The sequence below is a fragment of the Brevundimonas sp. Marseille-Q4549 genome (assembly GCF_976940555.1).
Genome location: NZ_CDRHXG010000001.1, coordinates 241,860 through 259,747, shown reverse-complemented (window position 1 = coordinate 259,747; position 17,888 = coordinate 241,860). Strand labels below are relative to the sequence as shown.

General features: G+C 68.6%; 14 protein-coding genes and 1 tRNA gene. 9 read left to right on the top strand and 6 right to left on the bottom strand.

The annotated features are described in order from the left end of the window. Positions 1–52 precede the first annotated feature (52 nt). Positions 53–901, bottom strand: a complete 849-nt coding sequence (locus ACWPV3_RS01375; protein WP_453976546.1) for a WecB/TagA/CpsF family glycosyltransferase — start codon at positions 899–901, stop codon at positions 53–55. 189 nt (positions 902–1,090) lie between these two features. On the opposite strand from ACWPV3_RS01375, the gene ACWPV3_RS01370 reads away from it, so the two are divergent. From ACWPV3_RS01370 to ACWPV3_RS01335, 8 genes are all read left to right on the top strand, one after another. Further along, positions 1,091–1,177: transfer RNA gene (locus ACWPV3_RS01370), tRNA-Leu, on the top strand. A 123-nt stretch (positions 1,178–1,300) separates the two neighbouring features. Beyond that, on the top strand, positions 1,301–1,915 hold the full coding sequence (locus tag ACWPV3_RS01365; protein ID WP_292180377.1) for a ribonuclease D: 615 nt from the start codon (positions 1,301–1,303) through the stop codon (positions 1,913–1,915). A gap of 7 nt (positions 1,916–1,922) precedes the next feature. Further along, positions 1,923–2,582: an LPS export ABC transporter periplasmic protein LptC gene (gene lptC / locus ACWPV3_RS01360; RefSeq protein ID WP_312735788.1), complete on the top strand. Its 660-nt coding sequence runs from the start codon at positions 1,923–1,925 to the stop codon at positions 2,580–2,582. Beyond that, positions 2,579–3,082, top strand: coding sequence for an LptA/OstA family protein (locus tag ACWPV3_RS01355; RefSeq protein ID WP_292180384.1), 504 nt, complete (start codon positions 2,579–2,581; stop codon positions 3,080–3,082). The genes lptC and ACWPV3_RS01355 overlap by 4 nt, the downstream gene beginning before the upstream one ends. A gap of 9 nt (positions 3,083–3,091) precedes the next feature. Further along, the gene (lptB, locus tag ACWPV3_RS01350) at positions 3,092–3,883 is read left to right on the top strand and encodes an LPS export ABC transporter ATP-binding protein (protein WP_312735784.1); all 792 of its coding nucleotides are present in this window, start codon (positions 3,092–3,094) and stop codon (positions 3,881–3,883) included. A gap of 119 nt (positions 3,884–4,002) precedes the next feature. Further along, complete coding sequence (gene rpoN, locus ACWPV3_RS01345; protein ID WP_453976545.1) at positions 4,003–5,505, top strand: RNA polymerase factor sigma-54; 1,503 nt, start codon at positions 4,003–4,005, stop codon at positions 5,503–5,505. A 63-nt stretch (positions 5,506–5,568) separates the two neighbouring features. Continuing rightward, a complete protein-coding gene (gene hpf / locus ACWPV3_RS01340; RefSeq protein WP_292089178.1) occupies positions 5,569–6,225 on the top strand; it encodes a ribosome hibernation-promoting factor, HPF/YfiA family in 657 nt (218 codons plus the stop codon). 126 nt (positions 6,226–6,351) lie between these two features. Continuing rightward, positions 6,352–6,819: a PTS sugar transporter subunit IIA gene (locus ACWPV3_RS01335; RefSeq protein ID WP_292089180.1), complete on the top strand. Its 468-nt coding sequence runs from the start codon at positions 6,352–6,354 to the stop codon at positions 6,817–6,819. 12 nt (positions 6,820–6,831) lie between these two features. Here ACWPV3_RS01335 and ACWPV3_RS01330 read toward each other — a convergent pair whose 3' ends face one another. The 5 genes from ACWPV3_RS01330 to ACWPV3_RS01310 form a co-directional block, all read right to left on the bottom strand. Further along, positions 6,832–7,089 (bottom strand): DUF1150 domain-containing protein, encoded by a 258-nt coding sequence (locus ACWPV3_RS01330; RefSeq protein WP_292089182.1) that lies wholly within the window; start codon positions 7,087–7,089, stop codon positions 6,832–6,834. A gap of 59 nt (positions 7,090–7,148) precedes the next feature. Beyond that, on the bottom strand, positions 7,149–7,571 hold the full coding sequence (locus ACWPV3_RS01325; RefSeq protein ID WP_292089183.1) for an Hsp20 family protein: 423 nt from the start codon (positions 7,569–7,571) through the stop codon (positions 7,149–7,151). A 303-nt stretch (positions 7,572–7,874) separates the two neighbouring features. Next, positions 7,875–9,203: an ammonium transporter gene (locus ACWPV3_RS01320; RefSeq protein WP_453976544.1), complete on the bottom strand. Its 1,329-nt coding sequence runs from the start codon at positions 9,201–9,203 to the stop codon at positions 7,875–7,877. Positions 9,204–9,237: 34 nt separating this feature from the next. Beyond that, positions 9,238–13,749, bottom strand: coding sequence for a glutamate synthase large subunit (gltB, locus tag ACWPV3_RS01315; protein ID WP_453976543.1), 4,512 nt, complete (start codon positions 13,747–13,749; stop codon positions 9,238–9,240). Further along, entirely contained in the window at positions 13,746–15,173 is a 1,428-nt protein-coding gene (locus ACWPV3_RS01310; protein ID WP_453976542.1) for an NAD(P)-dependent oxidoreductase, read from the bottom strand. Before ACWPV3_RS01310 ends, gltB begins: the two co-directional genes overlap by 4 nt. Positions 15,174–15,397: 224 nt before the next feature. Between ACWPV3_RS01310 and ACWPV3_RS01305 the strand changes: the two genes are divergently transcribed. Continuing rightward, entirely contained in the window at positions 15,398–17,827 is a 2,430-nt protein-coding gene (locus ACWPV3_RS01305; RefSeq protein WP_453976541.1) for a membrane-bound PQQ-dependent dehydrogenase, glucose/quinate/shikimate family, read from the top strand. Positions 17,828–17,888 lie beyond the last annotated feature (61 nt).

Here is a 17,888-nt window from a genome sequence, read left to right as displayed (position 1 = left end):
CGTCTTCGATCGGGCGCACAATGACGAAGCCGACGGCGGATGGCGAGAGGCGTCAGGCGCGGCGGCCTCGTCGGGCCGCGCGGATGTCGGCGACGATCAGGGGCAGCAGGAACCAGGGCTCGACGCAGTAGCGGACGAACAGGCGCTTCGGGTCGTGGAACAGGCGATAGGCCCATTCGATCCCTGCTCGGCCCATCCAGCGAGGCGCGGCCTTCTGCGCTCCGGCCTCATAGTCGAAGGCGGCGCCGACCGACAGGACCACACAAGGCGGCAGGGCGTCGAAATGGTCGGCGATCCACAACTCCTGGCGCGGCATGCCCATGCCGACGAACAGGACGTGGGGTCTGAACGCCGCGACCTGGGCCAGGACGGCCGCGTTGTCGGCCGAACCGGGCGCGGCGTCGAAATAGCCATGGCGGGTCTCGATCTCGGCGCCCGGATAGCGGGTCGCCAGCTTCGCCGCCGCCGCCTCGCCCACGCCGGGGGCGCCGCCGATCGACAGGACGCGCCAGCCCTTGCGGTCGGCCAGGCTCCAGAAATGATCGCGCCAGTCCAGATAGGTGCAGCGGTGAAAGGCGCGGCTGTGCAGGCCCAGGACGCGCGAGAACCACAGCAGGGGGGTGGAATCGACCTCCACCATGTCGGCGCGGTCGTAGAAGGCCTGAAGTTCGGGTCGCCGCGTCAGCAGATAGAGGCTGTGCAGATTGTGATTGGCGATCAGGCTCCTGCGCGCCTCCGCCACGGCCAGTTGGAGGTGGTGCATCACCTCCTCGGGCCTGACCAGATCCATCGCCTGACCCAGCAGACGCACGCGTTCGTGCGCCCGGCGCGCCTTGCGATAGGCCTGGCGCGGGGCGGCGCGGCGGTCGCGCGCGGCGGAAGACGGGGACGTCGACGACATGCGACGGGTCTAGCCGACAGCCCCTCAAGACGCGGTAAGGGAACAGGCTTAATCGACGTTCAGACGGCCAAAGGCGCCGCTTGCGGAAGAAATCGGCGTCCAGACGAAAATCCCTGTTGACCCCGCCCGGACCCTCCCTTAGAGGTCCGCGCCTTCCCGATGGAAACGCCGCAAGGCGGGGCCGACGGGGCCCAGATGGCGGAATTGGTAGACGCGCTGGCTTCAGGTGCCAGTGGCTTAACGGCCGTGGAGGTTCGAGTCCTCTTCTGGGCACCATCTTTCAGACGGCGCCGCATCGAACGATGCGGCGCCGTTGTTGTTTCGGCCTATCGAAACCCGCACGTCGCTCGACTGCTTGAGGCCGTTTCGCGCAGCGCCCTGGCCGTGTAAGAACCCCGCATGACTGTCTATCTGCATGAGGGCGACCTGCCCGACGATCTGGATCTGGGGCCCGAGGTCGCCGTCGATTCCGAGACCATGGGCCTGCGCTTCCGGCGCGATCCGCTGTGCGTGGTGCAGTTGTCGTCCGGCGACGGGAACGCCCATGTCGTGCGGATGCGCCGCCCCGGCTATGACTGTCCCAATCTGAAGCGGCTGCTGGCCGACCCCAAGGTGCTGAAGATCTTCCACTTCGGGCGTTTCGACATCGCCATGTTCCAGCTTCATCTGGGCGTCGAGACGCGGCCTGTCTATTGCACCAAGATCGCCTCCAGGCTGGCGCGCACCTATACCGACCGGCACGGCCTGAAGGACGTGGTGCGCGAGACCGTGGGGGTGGACCTGTCCAAGGCCCAGCAGTCGTCCGACTGGGGCGCGGCGGAACTGAGCCAGGCGCAGCTGGATTACGCGGCGTCGGACGTCCTTTATCTGCATGCGGCCAAGGCGCGGCTGGACCAGATGCTGGCGCGGGAAGGCCGCGCCGAACTGGCGGCCAAATGCTTCGACTTCCTGCCGACCCGGTCGGCCCTCGATCTCGCCGGTTGGGACGAGGTCGACATTTTCGCCCACAGCTGAGGCGCGCTTGACCGAACCCGGCGAACAGTCCCGCATCGAGGCCGACGAGGCCCGCGTCGCCCTGGCCGGCGAACGCTGGCGCGCGCGCTCGCGCCGGGTGAAGCTGTACCGCCGCGTGCTGCCCATCGTCATCCTGGTGCTGGCGGGCGGCGCCCTGACCTGGACGGTGTTCCGCACCGTCATGTCGGGGGTGGAGCGCAAGGCCAGCCAGAGCCAGGAGGTGCGGCTGGACAAGCCCCTGTTCCATGGCCAGGACGCGCAGGGCCGCGCCTTCACCGTCGGGGCGCAGGGGGCGATCCGCGATCCCAGGACCGGCCAGTTCCGCCTGATGGGGCCGGCGCTGAGGCTGAACCTGGGCGGGCGCAAGGTGACGGAACTGACCGCCGACGGCGGGACCTACAACGAGCAGGCGCGCACCGTGACCATCGGTCCGAACGTGAAGATTTCGGACGGCGGCAGCGGCTTCGTCCTCACCACGCCCGAGGCGGTGGTCGACACCAACACCGGAATCGTCACCGGTTCAAAGGGCGTTCAGGGTGTCGGCCCTATTGGAACCATCAACGCTTCGTCCTATGCGATCTATGATCAGGGACGGCGGGTGGTTTTCAACGGCTCCGGCGACACCAAGATAAGCGGGACCATCAATCCCTCGGGATCAGGCGAATGACGGCGATGACATCGAAAATCCTGGCGGGGGTCGCGGCCCTGACGGTCCTGGCCCTGCCGGCGGTGGGCGACGCCCAAAGCACGAGCCGCAGCATGGCTTCGAACCAGCCGATCGCCTTCGGCGCCGACAGCGGCGAACAGACCGCCGAGCGCATCACCCTGCGCGGTCGCGCCGAGGTGACGCAGGGTCAGAACCGCATCCGCGCCGACGCCATCACCCTGTACCGCAAGGCTTCGGGCGATCCGGACCGGGTGGAGGCGACGGGCAAGGTCTATTTCGTGACCCCGACCCAGTCGATGCGCGGCGACCGCGCCGTCTACGCCATCGGGACCGGAGAGGTGGTGGTCACGGGCGACGTCGTCCTGACCCAGGGGCAGAACGTGCTGACCGGCGGGCGACTGACCTACAATGTGAACACCGACGCCGCGACCATGGCCGGGGCGCCGCGCGGGGCGGCCGGCAACCGGATCCAGGGCGTCTTCTACCCCAGCAGCAACTGAGTTCCCGACTTGGCGCGCAAGGAGCTTTCCGCACTGAACAGGGACGAACCGGCGACCCCGCCGGTCGAGGTCCCGACGCGCGCCGAAAAGGGCCTGCGGGTGCGCAACATCGCCCGCGCCTTCGGACCGCGCCAGGTGGTGCGCGACGTCTCCCTGACCGTCCAGCGCGGCGAGGTGGCCGGTCTGCTGGGGCCGAACGGCGCCGGCAAGACCACCTGTTTCTACATGATCACCGGCCTGATCCCGCCGGATTCGGGCAGCATCTGGCTGGACGGCGAGGACATCACCGCCCAGCCCATGTATCAGCGCGCCCGCATGGGCCTGGGCTATCTGGCGCAGGAAGCCTCCATCTTCCGCGGCATGACGGTGGAGCAGAACGTCAAGGCGGTGGTCGAGCTGAACTATCCGCCCAGCCAGATCGCGGCCGAGACCAACCGCCTGCTGGACGAACTGAACATCGAGCATCTGCGCCAGGCGCGGGCCACGGCCCTGTCGGGCGGCGAGCGGCGGCGGGTGGAGATCGCGCGCGCCCTGGCCGGGCGGCCGTCCTTCATCCTGCTGGACGAGCCGTTCGCCGGCATCGACCCCTTGGCCATCGCCGACATCCGCTCGGTGATCCGCTATCTGGCCGCGCAAGGGATCGGGGTGCTGATCACCGACCACAATGTGCGCGAGACGCTGGACATCACTGATCGGGTCTCGATCATCTCCAGCGGGTCCGTGCTGTTCGAGGGCACGGCCGAGGAGGCGGTGCACGATCCCGATGTCCGCCGGGTCTATCTGGGCGAAAACTACGTCTGATCCGCGTATGGGCGGTCCTGCAGCGACCGCGCGCCCTGTTTGTCGGACGTTAACCCCTCTGGCGACATTGTGCTCCAGCAAGTTCCGGGCCAGTTGGGCGCCGGGCGGGGTTCAGGGACGTGATCGGGCAGAGGTTAGAGGTCAGACAGGGGCAGGGGCTGGTCATCACGCCCCAGCTGCAGCAGGCGATCAAGCTGCTGCAACTGTCGAATCTCGAACTGGAGGACTTCGTCGAGGCCGAGCTGGAACGCAATCCCCTGCTGCAGCGCGACGAGCCGGAGGGCGACGGCGCCGAGGCGGTCGAGACGGCCTCGGCGGCCTCGGCGGACGCCGAGATGACCTTTGGCGACGGGGTGGGGGGCGAAGCCGCCTCGGCCCTGGACGCCGGATCGGACGATGTCTACGGCGACGCCGCGCCGGGCGAACGCACCAGCGACCGCATGACCGACGAGGCCCAGCCGGGGCTGTCCGACTGGTCCAGCGCGGGCAAGGGCGGTCAGGTGTTCGAGGGCGAGGGCGACCGGCCCGACACCCATGAACCGACCCTGTGGGAACATCTGCAGGCCCAGGCCTCGTCGGCCGGCTTTTCGGCGGCGGATCACGGCATCGCCCTGACCCTGATCGACGCGACGGACGAGGGCGGCTATCTGCGCGGCGAACTGACCGAGTTCGCGGATCGGCTGGGCGTGCCGCTGGAACGGATCGAGGCGGTGCTGGCGGTCTGCCACGGCTTCGAACCGACCGGGATCATGGCGCGTTCCGTGCCCGAATGCCTGAAGCTGCAACTGATGGAGCGCAACCGGTTCGATCCGGCCATGGGGGCGCTGCTGGACAATCTGGACCTTTTGGCGCGGCGCGACTTGGCGGGGCTGAGAAAGGTTTGCGGCGTCGACGCCGAGGACCTGTCCGAGATGATCGCCGAACTGAAGGGTCTGACGCCGCGTCCGGGCGCGGGCTTCGGCGGGGAACCGGCCCAGACGGTGGTGCCCGACGTCCATGTGCGGCCCGATCCGGCCGGCGGCTGGCGGGTGGAGCTGAACGCCGACACCCTGCCGCGTCTGCTGGTGGACAAGCGCTATCACGGCCTGGTCCAGGCCGGGGCGCGGTCGGACGTGGAAAAGACCTTCGTTGCGGACTGCGCGGCCCAGGCCAACTGGCTGGTCAAGTCGCTGGATCAGCGGGCCAAGACCATATTGAAGGTGTCGTCCGAGATCGTGCGCCAGCAGGACGCCTTCTTCGCCTTCGGGGTGGAGTTCCTGCGGCCGCTGAATCTGAAGACGGTGGCGGACGCCATCGGCATGCACGAATCGACCGTCAGCCGCGTCACCTCGAACAAATATGTCGCCACGCCGCGCGGGGTGTTCGAGCTGAAATTCTTCTTCACCGCCGCCATCCAGTCGGTGGACGGGGCGGCGTCCCATTCGGCCGAAGCCGTCCGTCACCGGATCAAGACCATGATCGACGGCGAGGGGCTGGGGGGCGACGTTTTGTCCGACGACCGGATCGTCGAAATCCTGAAGGAATCCGGCATCGACATCGCCCGCCGGACGGTCGCCAAATACCGGGAAGCCTTGAGGATTCCGTCCTCGGTCGAACGTCGCCGGATGCTGCGCGTCGCCTGACAAGCGTGACCACAAAACCGTGATCCGATTGACACCAAAGCGGGACCGGCGCGTTCTATCGGCATGCAAGTCCAAGTCAGCGGCAAGCAAGTGGATGTCGGCGAAGCGTTAGGCTCGCGCATCTCCCAGGAACTCGAAGACGGGGTCGGAAAATACTTCGCCCGCGGCGGTGACGACGCCGAGGTCGTGGTGTCCAAGGACGGCCATGGCTTCAAGGTGGACTGTTGGGTCCGCCTGGCGTCGGGCCAGACCCTGGTCACGACCGGATTCGGCGGCGACGCCCATTCGGCCTTCACCGAGGCGCTGGATCGGCTGGAAACGCGGGTGCGTCGCTACAAGCGCCGCCTGAAGGATCACCATATCGGGCCCAAGGGCCTGTCGCCCGAGAAGACCGAGAACGCCGCCCGCGAAGTCGCCCGCAGCATCGTGCTGCGGGACCCCGACAGCGTGGATGACGACGCCTTCGGCGCGGCCGGCGAAGACGACGGCCCGCCGCCGGTGGGCATGGTCATCGCCGAGACCGAACACGAAATCCGCACCATCACGGTCGGACGGGCGGTTCTGGAGCTGGACATGACGGGCTATCCGGTCGTGCTGTTCCGCAATGCGGCGCACGGCGGCCTTTCGGTCGTCTATCGCCGGCCCGACGGCAATGTGGGCTGGATCGATCCGGAACGGACCAAGGCTTCCAACGGCCACGCCAACGGCGCGGCGCACTGAGATCGACCCACCGGCGCGCCCATCGCGGCGCGCCGGGCTTTCCTCGGCCCTTGCGGCTCAGTTTGACTTCGGCGCGGGACGCTCTAAAGGGGCGCTCGCGCGAGGTTGCGTGTGTGAGGTTGTCCCATGGACATCAGTGATCTGCTCGCCGCCAACGGCGTGGTCCTGCGCGGAGGCGCGTCCTCCAAGCGCCAGGCTCTGCACGCCGTGGCCGAGGCGGCCTCTCACGTCCTGAACATCGACGACGCCCGCATTTTCGAAGCCCTGATGGAGCGCGAGGCCCTGGGCTCGACCGGCCTGGGCTCGGGCGTGGCCGTGCCGCATGCGCGTCTGCGCGACATCGAGCGGGTGACGGGCGTCTTCGTGCGGCTGGATACGCCGGTGGCGTTCGACGCCGTCGACGACCGGCCGGTCGATCTGTTGTTCGCCCTGTTCGCCCCGCCCAAGGACGGGGCCGAGCATCTGCGCGCCCTGGCGGCGGTGTCGCGCGCCCTGCGCTCTTCGGAACTGCGCGAGCAACTGCGTCAGGCCCGCACGACCGACGCCGTCCGCGCCCTGTTCGTCAAGGATCAGCCGGCCACCACCGCCGCCTGAGGGCGTCGCCCTCTAGTGGACCGACACGGGCTCCAGCTCATGAGCCACGGCGGCGGCGAAGGCGGTGTCGCGGTCCAGCATGACGGCCAAACGCTCTCCATCAGCGCCATGCACGGCGTAGAGGGATTGGTCGGGATCCAGATCGACGGCGCCGTCCTTGAACTGAACCTGTTGGTTGAACAGGTCCGAGGCCTTCACCTCGCGCACATACACCAGATCGGGGGCGCCCAGACCGGCGAAATCTTCCTTGGTCATCATCATCGGCGTCATAAGACCGCCTCCTTCATTTTGACAACGCCCGGATCGCCGGGCGGTTCGACGGCCGCGTCTCAGCCGGCCGTGATGGGTATGCGCCGCACGGTCCGCTCGGCTTCCGGCCGAATCAGATCGATGTGCAGCAGGCCGTGTTCCAGCCGCGCGCCCTGGACTTCCAGACCGTCGGCCAGGACGAAGCTGCGGACGAAGCCACGCCCCGCGATGCCGCGATGCAGAAAGGCCTGTTCGGTCCTGGCCGCCTCGTCGCGCTTGCCGGCGATGGTCAGTTGGCGGTCTTCCAGGGTGATGGTCAGCTCCTCGGGCGAAAAGCCCGCGACGGCCAGGCTGATCCGCACGCCGGTGCGGCCGATCTGTTCGACATTGTAGGGCGGATAGCTCTCGGCCGCGGCCTTGGCGGCGCGGTCGATCAGGGCGCGGGTGTGGTCGAAGCCCAAAAGGAAGGGGCTGTCGAACAGGAGGGTGCGAGGCGTCGTCATCTGGGGTCCTTGCAAGAAAGCGACCGGCGGCCGGTCCCCCGCAATCGGCAAGACCGTCCATCACAGATGAAGATGGGGGCTGGCCGGGGCGGGATCAACTCTTGGGCGCCCGTCGTCCCCAATCCCGTCGTCCCCAATCCCGTCATCTCCAGTCCCGTCATCCTCGGGCTCGACCCGAGGATCAGGCGCGCAGTCGCTCATACCGAGAAGCGGCGCAAGGCTGGGCCTCGCTTCCAGCGCAAGGCGGTCGATGGTCCGGTCCTCGGGTCGAGCCCGAGGATGACGGACGGGGCTAAGGCGCCCCTAGTGGATGGCTTCGCCGTGCTGGGTGTAGTCCAGCCCCTCGACCTCCTGATCCTTGCTGACGCGCAGGCCGGTGGTGAACTTGCAGATCATCAGGACGACGAAGGTGCCGACCGCGCTCCAGGCGATGGCGCCCAGGAGGCCCACGGCCTGTTTCCAGACGGCGGCGCCCTCGGCCAGGGCGTTGACGCTGGTGGTGGCGAACAGGCCGGTCAAAAGGGCGCCGACGACGCCGCCGACCCCATGCACGCCGAAGGCGTCCAGACTGTCGTCGTATTTCAGCGCATGCTTCAGCCATACCGCGCCCGCGTAGCAGGCCGGGCCGGCGATCAGGCCGATGAAGAAGGCGCCTTTGGGATCGACGAAGCCGGCGGCGGGGGTGATGGCGACCAGACCGCCGACGACGCCGGACAACAGGCCCAGCAGGGTGGGACGCTTACGGTCGAACCATTCGATCGTCATCCAGCCCAGGGCGGCGGCCCCGGCGGCGAGAATGGTGTTGAAGGCGGCGACGGCGGCCAGGGCGTCGGCGGCCCCGGCCGATCCGGCGTTGAAGCCCAGCCAGCCGACCAAGAGCAGGCCGGTGCCGATGGCGCTATAGGCCAGGTTGGCGGGGGCCATGTTGTCGCGTCCGAAGCCGTGACGCGGCCCCAGCACCAGGGCGCAGACCAGGCCGGCGATCCCGGCGTTGACGTGGACGACCGCGCCGCCCGCGAAGTCGAGCACGCCCAGCCCGCCAAGATAGCCGCCGCCCCAGACCTGATGACAGATCGGCGCATAGACGATCAGGTGCCACAGACCAAAGAACAGCAGGCTGGCCGAGAACTTCATCCGCTCGGCGAAGGCGCCGGCGATCAGGGCCGGGGTGATGATGGCGAAGGTCATCTGGAAGGCGACGAACAGCAGTTCGGGCAGACCGGGCAGCAGGGCGTTGGCCGTCTGCATCGTCACCCCGTTCAGGAAGGCCGCCTGCACCCCGCCGATGACGCCGTCGACGACGCCCGGCCCCCGACCGAACGACAGGCTGTAGCCGACCAGGAACCACAGCACCGAGACGATGGCGAAGGCGGCCGCCGACTGGGCGATGACGCTGATGATGTTCTTCTTCCTGACCATGCCGCCGTAGAACAGCGCCAGGCCCGGCAGGGTCATCAGGAGGACCAGGGCCGTGGAGGTCAGAATCCAGGCCGTCGCCGCCCCGTCCAGCACCAGCGGCGCCTGATGGGGCAGAAGGGCGGGCGCGGCCCAGGCTGGCGAGGACAGGGCTGGAGACGCCGCGAACGCCGCCCCCGCGGCGAGAGAGGCGGCGAGGGCGGCGGGTCGGGTCATGCGGCGGTCTCGGGCAGGAGAGAGGAAAACCAGGTCAGGCGGAGGTCTTGAGCCGTTCCGACCGGGCGACGATCTCGGTCAGGGGGGCGATGCGGACGAAGCGTTGCAGGCTGGCGTCCCAATCGCTCAGCAGACGCCGCGCCAGGGGCGAGGCGGTCGCCGCCAGATGGGCCTCGATCAGGCCCTTCAGACGTTCGGCCGCCGCATCGTCCAGATCGGCGACGCCCGCCAGATCGCCGTTCAGCGCGCGTTCGGCGGCGCCCGGCTGGTCCAGCACGAACAACTCGCCGCCGCTCATGCCCGCCGCCAGGTTCCAGCCGACCGGACCCAGAACGACCACGCGGCCGCCGGTCATATATTCGCAGCCGTGCGCGCCCAGACCCTCGACCACGGCTTCCGCGCCCGAGTTCCTGACCGCGAATCGCTCGCCCGCCGCGCCGGCGACGAACAGGCGGCCGGAGGTCGCGCCGTACAGGGTGGTGTTGCCGCAGATCAGCTGGTCCTCGCGCCATTCCGGTGTGCGGACCGAGATTTCGGCGCCCGACAGACCCTTGCCGACATAGTCGTTGGCCTCGCCCGTCAGGTGCAGTTCCAGACCCTTGGCCGCGAAGGCGCCGAAGCTCTGGCCCGCGATGCCTTCCAGACGCAGCTTCAGCCGCCCGGCAGGCCCCTGCGCGCCGAAGCGCCGCACGATGGCGGACGACAGGGCGGCGCCGACCGTGCGCTGGGTGTTGTTCAGCGGATAGGACAGTTCCAGCGTCTGGCCGCGATCCAGGAAGCGGACGGCGTCCTTCAGCACCCGCGCGTCCAGGCTTTCGGCGATGGGCTTGCGGGCCGTCTTGTCGGCCCATTTGCCGGCCGCGCCCTCGTCCACCTGAACCAGCAGGGGGTTCAGGTCCAGATCGTCCAGATGCGAGCCGCCGCGACGCACCTGACGCAGCAGGTCGGTGCGGCCGATGATCTCGTCCATCGTCCGGGCGCCGATCGAGGCCAGAATTTCGCGCGTCTCCTCGGCGATGAAGGTGAACAGATTGACCACCTTGTCCGGGGTGCCGGTGAACTTCTCGCGCAGCCGCTCGTCCTGGGAGCAGACGCCGACGGGGCAGGTGTTGGAATGGCACTGGCGCACCATCAGACAGCCCATTGCGATCAGGGCGGCGGTGCCGACGCCGTATTCCTCGGCCCCCAGCATGGCGGCGATGACCACGTCGCGGCCGGTGCGGACCCCGCCGTCGGTCCTCAGCGTCACTGAGCCGCGCAGATTGTTCAGCGTCAGCACCTGATGGGCCTCGGCCAAACCGATCTCCCACGGCAGGCCGGCGTGCTTGATCGAGGTCTGAGGCGAGGCGCCTGTGCCGCCGTTGTGGCCGGCGATCAGGATGGCGTCGGCGTTGGCCTTGGCCACCCCGGAGGCGATGGCGCCGATGCCCGAGGCGGACACCAGCTTCACCGTCACCCGCGCATCGGGGTTGATGGCCTTCAGGTCGTAGATGAGCTGGGCCAGGTCCTCGATCGAATAGATGTCGTGGTGCGGCGGCGGGCTGATCAGGGTCGTGCCGGGCACGGCGTGGCGCATCCGGGCGATGAATTCCGTGACCTTGAAGCCGGGCAGCTGGCCGCCCTCGCCGGGCTTGGCGCCCTGGGCCACCTTGATCTCGATCTCGCGGCACTGGTTCAGATATTCGGCAGTGACGCCGAACCGGCCCGAGGCCACTTGCTTGACCGCCGAGTTGGCGTCGTCGCCGTTCGGGCGCGGGTGATACCGTTCCGGATCCTCGCCGCCCTCGCCCGAGACCGAGCGGGCGCCGATGCGGTTCATGGCGATGTTCAGCGTCTCGTGCGCCTCTGGCCCCAGGGCGCCCAGCGACATGGCCTGGGTCAGGAAGCGGCGGCGGATGTCCGACACGCTCTCGACCTGGTCCAGAGGAATGGGCGTGCCTTCGCGGAAGTCCAGCAGGTCGCGCAGGGACAGGTCGGCCTGGGCGCGGACGACCTCGGAGAACTGCTTGAAGCGGCGATAGTCGCCGCGGTTGCAGGCGTCCTGCAGCAGGTGGATGGTCTTGGCCTCATGGGCGTGGGCCTCGCCGCCCGCGCGAATCTTGAAGAAGCCGCCGATGGCGGGCGAGGGCACGGCCTCGCCCCAGGCCACCTTGTGCCGCTTCATCGCCGCCTGCTCCAGACCGGCCAGGCCGATGCCGGAGATGCGTGACGGGGCGCCGGGGAAGAACTCGGCCGTCAGGGCCCGCGACAGGCCCAGCACCTCGAACTCGCAGCCGCCGCGATAGGCGGAGATGACGCTGATCCCCTTCTTGGCCAAGGTCTTCAGCAGGCCCGCCTCGATACCGGCCTTGTAGTTCAGACAGGCGTCGCGCAGCGTCAGGCCGGGATACAGGCCCCGGTCCAGACGCTCCTGGAACAGGTCCTGGGCCAGCCAGGCGTTGACGGTGGTGGCGCCCACCCCGACCAGGACGGCGAACCCGTGCGGGTCCAGCGTCTCGGCGGTGCGGACCACGATCGAGCAGTAGGAGCGCAGACCGGCCTTGGTCAGGCGGCCGTGGACCCCGGCCGTGGCCAGGATCATCGGCGCGGCCAGACGATCCGCCGATCCGTGCTGGTCGGTCAGGACGATCAGGGCGGCGCCGTCGCGGGCGGCGGCCTCGGCCTCGTCCATGATGCGGTCCAGGGCGGCGCGCAGACCGGCGCCGGGGCGGGCGTCGTCGGTCGGCAGGGCGTAGCTGCAGTCGATGACCACGGTCGAACCGGCGCCGACCGTCTCGATCATCCGCTCGTACATGCCGTTGGTCAGGACCGGGCTGTCCAGCACGAAGACGTCGGTCTGGGCCTCTTCCTCGGCCAGGATATTGCCCAGGTTCTTGAACCGGGTCTTCAGACTCATGGCGCCCGCTTCACGCAGCGGGTCGATGGGCGGGTTCGTCACCTGCGAGAAGTTCTGGCGGAAATAATGGCTCAGCGGACGCGGCAGGGCCGACAGGACGGCGGGCGGGGCGTCGTCGCCCATGGAGCCGACCGCCTCCTTGCCGTCGCGCACCAGGGCGTCCAGCAGCAGGTCCAGATCCTCGCGGCTGTAGCCGGCGGCGATCTGACGGCGGGTCAGGGCCTCGCCCGAGGCCGAGCGCGGTTCCGGCCCTGGGCCGATGATCGGCTCCAGATCGACCATATTGTCCAGCCACGCCTCATAGGGGTGGGCGGCGGACAGGGCGTCGATGGCCTCATGCTCGTCATAGACGCGGCCATGCTTCAGATCGACGGCGATCAGCTTGCCGGGGCCGATGTGCAGGCGGCGCTTCACCCGGCTTTCGGGAATCGGCACCAGACCGGCCTCGGACCCCGCCATCAGCAGGCCGTCGACGGTCTCGACGGCGCGCAGGGGACGCAGGCCGTTGCGGTCCTTGCCCGCCACGATCCAGCGGCCGTCGGCGGCGCAGATGGCGGCCGGGCCGTCCCACGGCTCCATCACCGCATTGCAATAGGCGTAGAAGGCCCGGTGTTCGGCGGGCATGACCACATCGTCCTTGGCCCAGGCTTCGGGGATCAGCAGGGCCTTGGCCATCGGTGCGGGGCGACCGGCATGGACCAGCACCTCCATGACGTTGTCGAGCGCGGCAGAGTCCGATCCGCCCGGCTGGACCACCGGCTTGACCTCGCGGTCGCGGTCGCCGAAGGCGCCGGCCGCCATGCGGATCTCGTGCGACTTCATCCAATTCAGATTGCCCTTCAGCGTATTGATCTCGCCGTTGTGGGCCAACATGCGGAAGGGCTGGGCCAGCTTCCATTCGGGGAAGGTGTTGGTCGAATAGCGCTGGTGGAAGACGGCGTAGGCCGAGACGAAACGCGGGTCTTCCAGATCGGGATACAGGTCGCCCAGCAGTTCGGCGCGCACCATGCCCTTGTAGGCGATGGAGCGGGCGGACAGGGTGCAGATATAGACGCCCGCCAGGTTCTCGGTCTTGACCGTCTTCTCGATGCGGCGGCGGCACAGATACAGTTCCCGCTCCAGCGCCTCGCCGTCCAGCGGCCGGCCTGCGTCGTCCAGCGGCGGGGCCAGCATGATCTGTTCGATCTCGGGCCGGGTCGCGCCGGCCTTGGTTCCCACGACCGACAGGTCGATGGGCGTCTGGCGCCAGCCATAGATCCAGAATCCGCCGCGCAGGGCCTCGGTCTCGACGATGGCGCGGGCGCGGTCCTGGGCGCCCAGGTCGGTGCGCGGCAGGAAGACCTGGCCGACGCAGATCGGCCCAGGACGCAGGGACTGGCCGATGGAGGCCACCTGTTCGGCGAAGAAGCCTTGCGGCAGTTCGGCCATGATGCCCGCGCCGTCGCCTGACAGGCCGTCGGGATCGACCGCGCCCCGGTGGGCCACGGCCTTCAGGCTGCGGATCGCATAGTCGACCACGTCGCGGCGCGGCGTGCCGTCGATGGAGCAGACCAGGCCCACGCCGCAGGCGTCGCGTTCCGAGCTGCGGTCATAGGCGTTTGCGGCTTCCAGCCGGTCGCGGGTTTCGTTGTAGGTGTCTAACCAGGTCATGCCGCGACCTCCTCGGTGCGGGTCTTGAAGTAGCGGTCGATCTCGGCGGCGGCGTCCTGGCCTTCGCGGACGGCCCAGACGACCAGGGAGGCGCCGCGCACCGCATCGCCGGCGGCGAAGACGCCGGGCAGGCTGGTGGCGAAGCTGACCGAGCCCACCTTGATCGTGCCGTCATCACGCAGGCGCAAGTTCGGCTCATGCGCCGCGAACGGCTCGGGCGAGAAGCCCAGCGCCTCGATGACGATGTCGGCCGGCACGTCGAAGTCGGCGCCGGGGACGGGCACGATGTCGCGACGCTGACCCGGAGCGGCCTCGGTCAACTGCATCCGCGCGGCGCGGACGCCCGTGACCTTGTCACCCTGCGACAGCAGGGCCTTGGGCGCGCCCAGCCATTCGAAGACGACGCCTTCCTCTTCCGCATTGATCACTTCACGGGCCGAGCCGGGCATGTTCTCGCGGTCGCGGCGATAGAGGCAGGTGACGCTGGCCGCGCCCTGACGGATGGCGGTGCGGACGCAGTCCATGGCGGTGTCGCCGCCGCCGATCACGACCACCCGCTTGCCGCGCGCCTCGTGCCAGCCGTCCTGTTCGGCGTCGCCCAGGTCGCGGCGGTTCTGATGCGTCAGATAGGACAGGGCCTCGACCGTCGAATCCGGCCCGCGACCGGGCGCCGACAGGATGCGCGGCTGATAGACGCCCATGGCCAGAAGCACGACGTCATGGCGATCGCGCAACTCGGTCAGGGTGACGTCCTTGCCGACCTCGCAGCCCAGCACGAAGCGGACGCCGCCCTCGGCCAGACGATCCACGCGGCGCTGGACCACGTGCTTCTCCAGCTTGAAGCCGGGGATGCCGTAGATCAGCAGGCCGCCCGCGCGGTCGTGCCGGTCATAGACCGTGACCTGATAGCCTTCGGAACGCAGCCGGTCGGCGGCGGCCAGGCCGGCCGGACCCGCGCCGACGATCCCCACGGTCTCGCCGCGTTCGGCGGCGGGGCGGATGGGTTCGACCCAGCCCTTCTCCCACGCCTGATCGCCCAGCCAGGCCTCGACCGAGCCGATGGTCACGGCGTCCCAGCCGGACTGGTTCAGGGTGCAGCCGCCCTCGCACAGCCGGTCCTGCGGGCAGATGCGGCCGCAGATTTCGGGCATGGTCGAGGTCTGGGACGACACGCGCCAGGCTTCGCGCGCCTCGTTCTCGGCCGACAGACGAAGCCAGTCGGGAATGTTGTTCTGAAGCGGGCAGGCGTTCTGGCAGAACGGCACGCCGCAGTCGGTGCAGCGCGACGCCTGTTTCTCGGCCGTCTCGGTCGAGGGCGGCATCGTGATCTCTCCGAACCCGCGCGCGCGCAGCTCGGCCGAGGCCTTGGACAGGCGGCGGGGTTCGACGACGAATGTCCCGCCTTGCTTCAGGGTCTTATGCATGTCTCGCATATGCCGCAAAGCCAGGCGTAAAGGCAAATATTATCGTATTATCGGGAGTTTGCCGGAAAAAATAGCAATAAACATCCTTTCATTTTCTAAAAATCGGAGGATCGTGCCGAAATCGCGTTGTGCGGGGCAACAGGATTTTGGTTCCGTGGTGCGACATTAGGAACCAGCCCCATATTGGTGCGTTGGCAGGTTCTAACCTAGACAGGAGCTCGACCATGCCGCGTTGGACCACCCCCGCCAGCCTGGGCGGCTGGCTGACCCTGCTTCTGGGGATCGTGCTGGCGGTCATCGGCGTGGTGCTGACCGTCGGCGGGGCTCAGCTCATGATGCTGGGCGGCTCCTGGTACTATCTGCTCGCGGGCCTGGGGCTGATCGTCTCGGGCCTTTTGCTTGTCTATCGGGATGTGCGCGGGGCCTGGCTTTACGGCGCGATCTTTCTTCTGACCCTGGTCTGGGCGTTGTGGGAGCGGGGTCTGAACGGTTGGGCGCTGATCCCGCGCCTGGTCGGGCCGCTGGTCCTGATGTTCCTGGTCCTGGCGACCTTGCCGGTGCTGAAACCCGGCAAGGGCAAGCGTGCAGGGCTGGCGGCGATCGGCGTGGCCCTCGCCACGGTGGTGTTCGGTTTCGCGGTCGGCCAGGTCAACCGGCCCGGCGTCGACAGCCCCGTGCCGGGGCCGCGCGGTCCGTTCGGCGATCCGGCCCTGACCAAGGCGGGGATGGACTGGCCGGCCTATGGCGGCTCGGACGCCGCCCAACGCTATTCGCCGCTGACCCAGATCAACAAGGACAATGTGGGGCAGCTGCAGCGTGCCTGGACCTTCCGCACCGGCGATCTGCCGGGCGAACGCTGGGGCGCCGAGACGACGCCGCTGAAGATCGGGAACACCGTCTATCTCTGCTCGGCGCGCAACAAGATGTTCGCCCTGGACGCCGCCACCGGTCAGCAGAAGTGGGCCTATGATCCCAAGGTGCCGGACGACCAGATCCCCTATACGGCCGCCTGCCGGGGCGTGACCTATTACGCCGTGCCGAACGTCGATCAGGCCCAGCCCTGCGCCACCCGTGTGATCGAAGGCACGCTGGACGGCCGCATCATCGCCGTGGACGCCAGGACCGGCGCGCCCTGCCCGGCCTTCGGAACCAATGGCGCGGTCAGCATCAAGGAAGGGATGGGCAATCCCTACCCCGGCATGGTGTCGATCACCTCGGCGCCGGTCATCGTGCGCGGCGTCATCGTCACCGGACATCAGGTGCTGGACGGGCAGAAGCGCTGGAACGCGTCCGGCGTGATCCAGGGTTATGACGCCGTGACAGGCAAGCTGCGCTTCGCTTGGGACATGATGCGGCCCGACATCACGACCGCCCCGCCGGCGGGTCAGACCTATACCCCCGGCACGCCGAACATGTGGACGACGGCGACGGGCGACGAGGCCCTGGGCCTGGTCTATCTGCCGATGGGCAACTCGGCCGCGGACTATTATTCCAGCCTGCGCCGTCCAGCCGAGGATCAGTATTCCAGCGCCCTGGTCGCGCTGGACGTCACGACCGGCAAGCCGCGCTGGAGCTATCAGACGGTGCGCCGCGACGTTTGGGACTATGATCTGGGCTCGCAGGTCACGCTGGTGGACCTGCCGACCGGCGGCGGCGTGACCCCGGCGGTCATCCTGCCGTCCAAGCGGGGCGAGATCTTCGTGCTGGATCGCCGCACGGGCCAGCCGCTGCACGGCGTCGAGGACCGGATGGCGCCCGGCGGCGGGGTCGAACCGGCCCAGCGCGCGCGGACCCAGCCCTATTCCCTGTTCAACAGCCTGGCCAAGCCGGTCCTGACCGAGCGGGACATGTGGGGCATGTCGCCCATCGACCAGATGATCTGCCGCATCCAGTTCAAGAAGGCGTCCTACGAGGGCGAGTTCACCGCCCCCACGGTCGACCGTCGCTGGATCCAATACCCTGGCTACAACGGCGGCTCGGATTGGGGCAGCGTCGCCCTGGACCCCCGCCGTGGCGTGATCGTCGCCAACTATAACGACATGCCCAACTACAATCGCCTGGTGCCCCGCGCCGTGGCCGACAAGCTGGGCTGGTTCTCGCGCGACGACCCCCGCTACATCCAGCGCGAGAAGGAACTGGCCAACCGGGGCGGCAATCTGTCCAAGGCCGAGGGCGCGGGCGATCCGCAGGAGGGCGTGCCCTACGCCATCGACGTCAACGCCGGCTGGCGCCTGCCGTTTACGGGTCTGCTGTGCAAACAGCCTCCCTATGGCGGCATCCGCGCCATCGACGTGGTCAGCGGCCGGACCCTGTGGGACCGCCCGTTCGGCACGGCGCGCAAGAACGGACCGTTCGGCATCCCCTCGATGTTGCCGCTGGAGATCGGCACGCCCAACAACGGCGGCTCGGTGGTCACGGCGGGCGGGCTGATCTTCATCGCCTCGGCGACCGACGACCTGATCCGCGCCATCGACATCGAGACCGGCAAGACGATCTGGTCCGACGTCCTGCCCGCCGGCGGCCAGGCCAATCCGATGATCTACGAGCAGGATGGCCGCCAGTATCTGGTGATCGTCGCCGCCGGCCATCACTTCATGCAGACGCCGGAGGGCGATTACGTCATCGCCTATGCCCTACCCAAGGGCAGGGCATAGGCCTTCTTGCCGGGCCTATCGCGCTTCGCGCTGCTTGAGGCCGAGATGAAATGAGAGACGA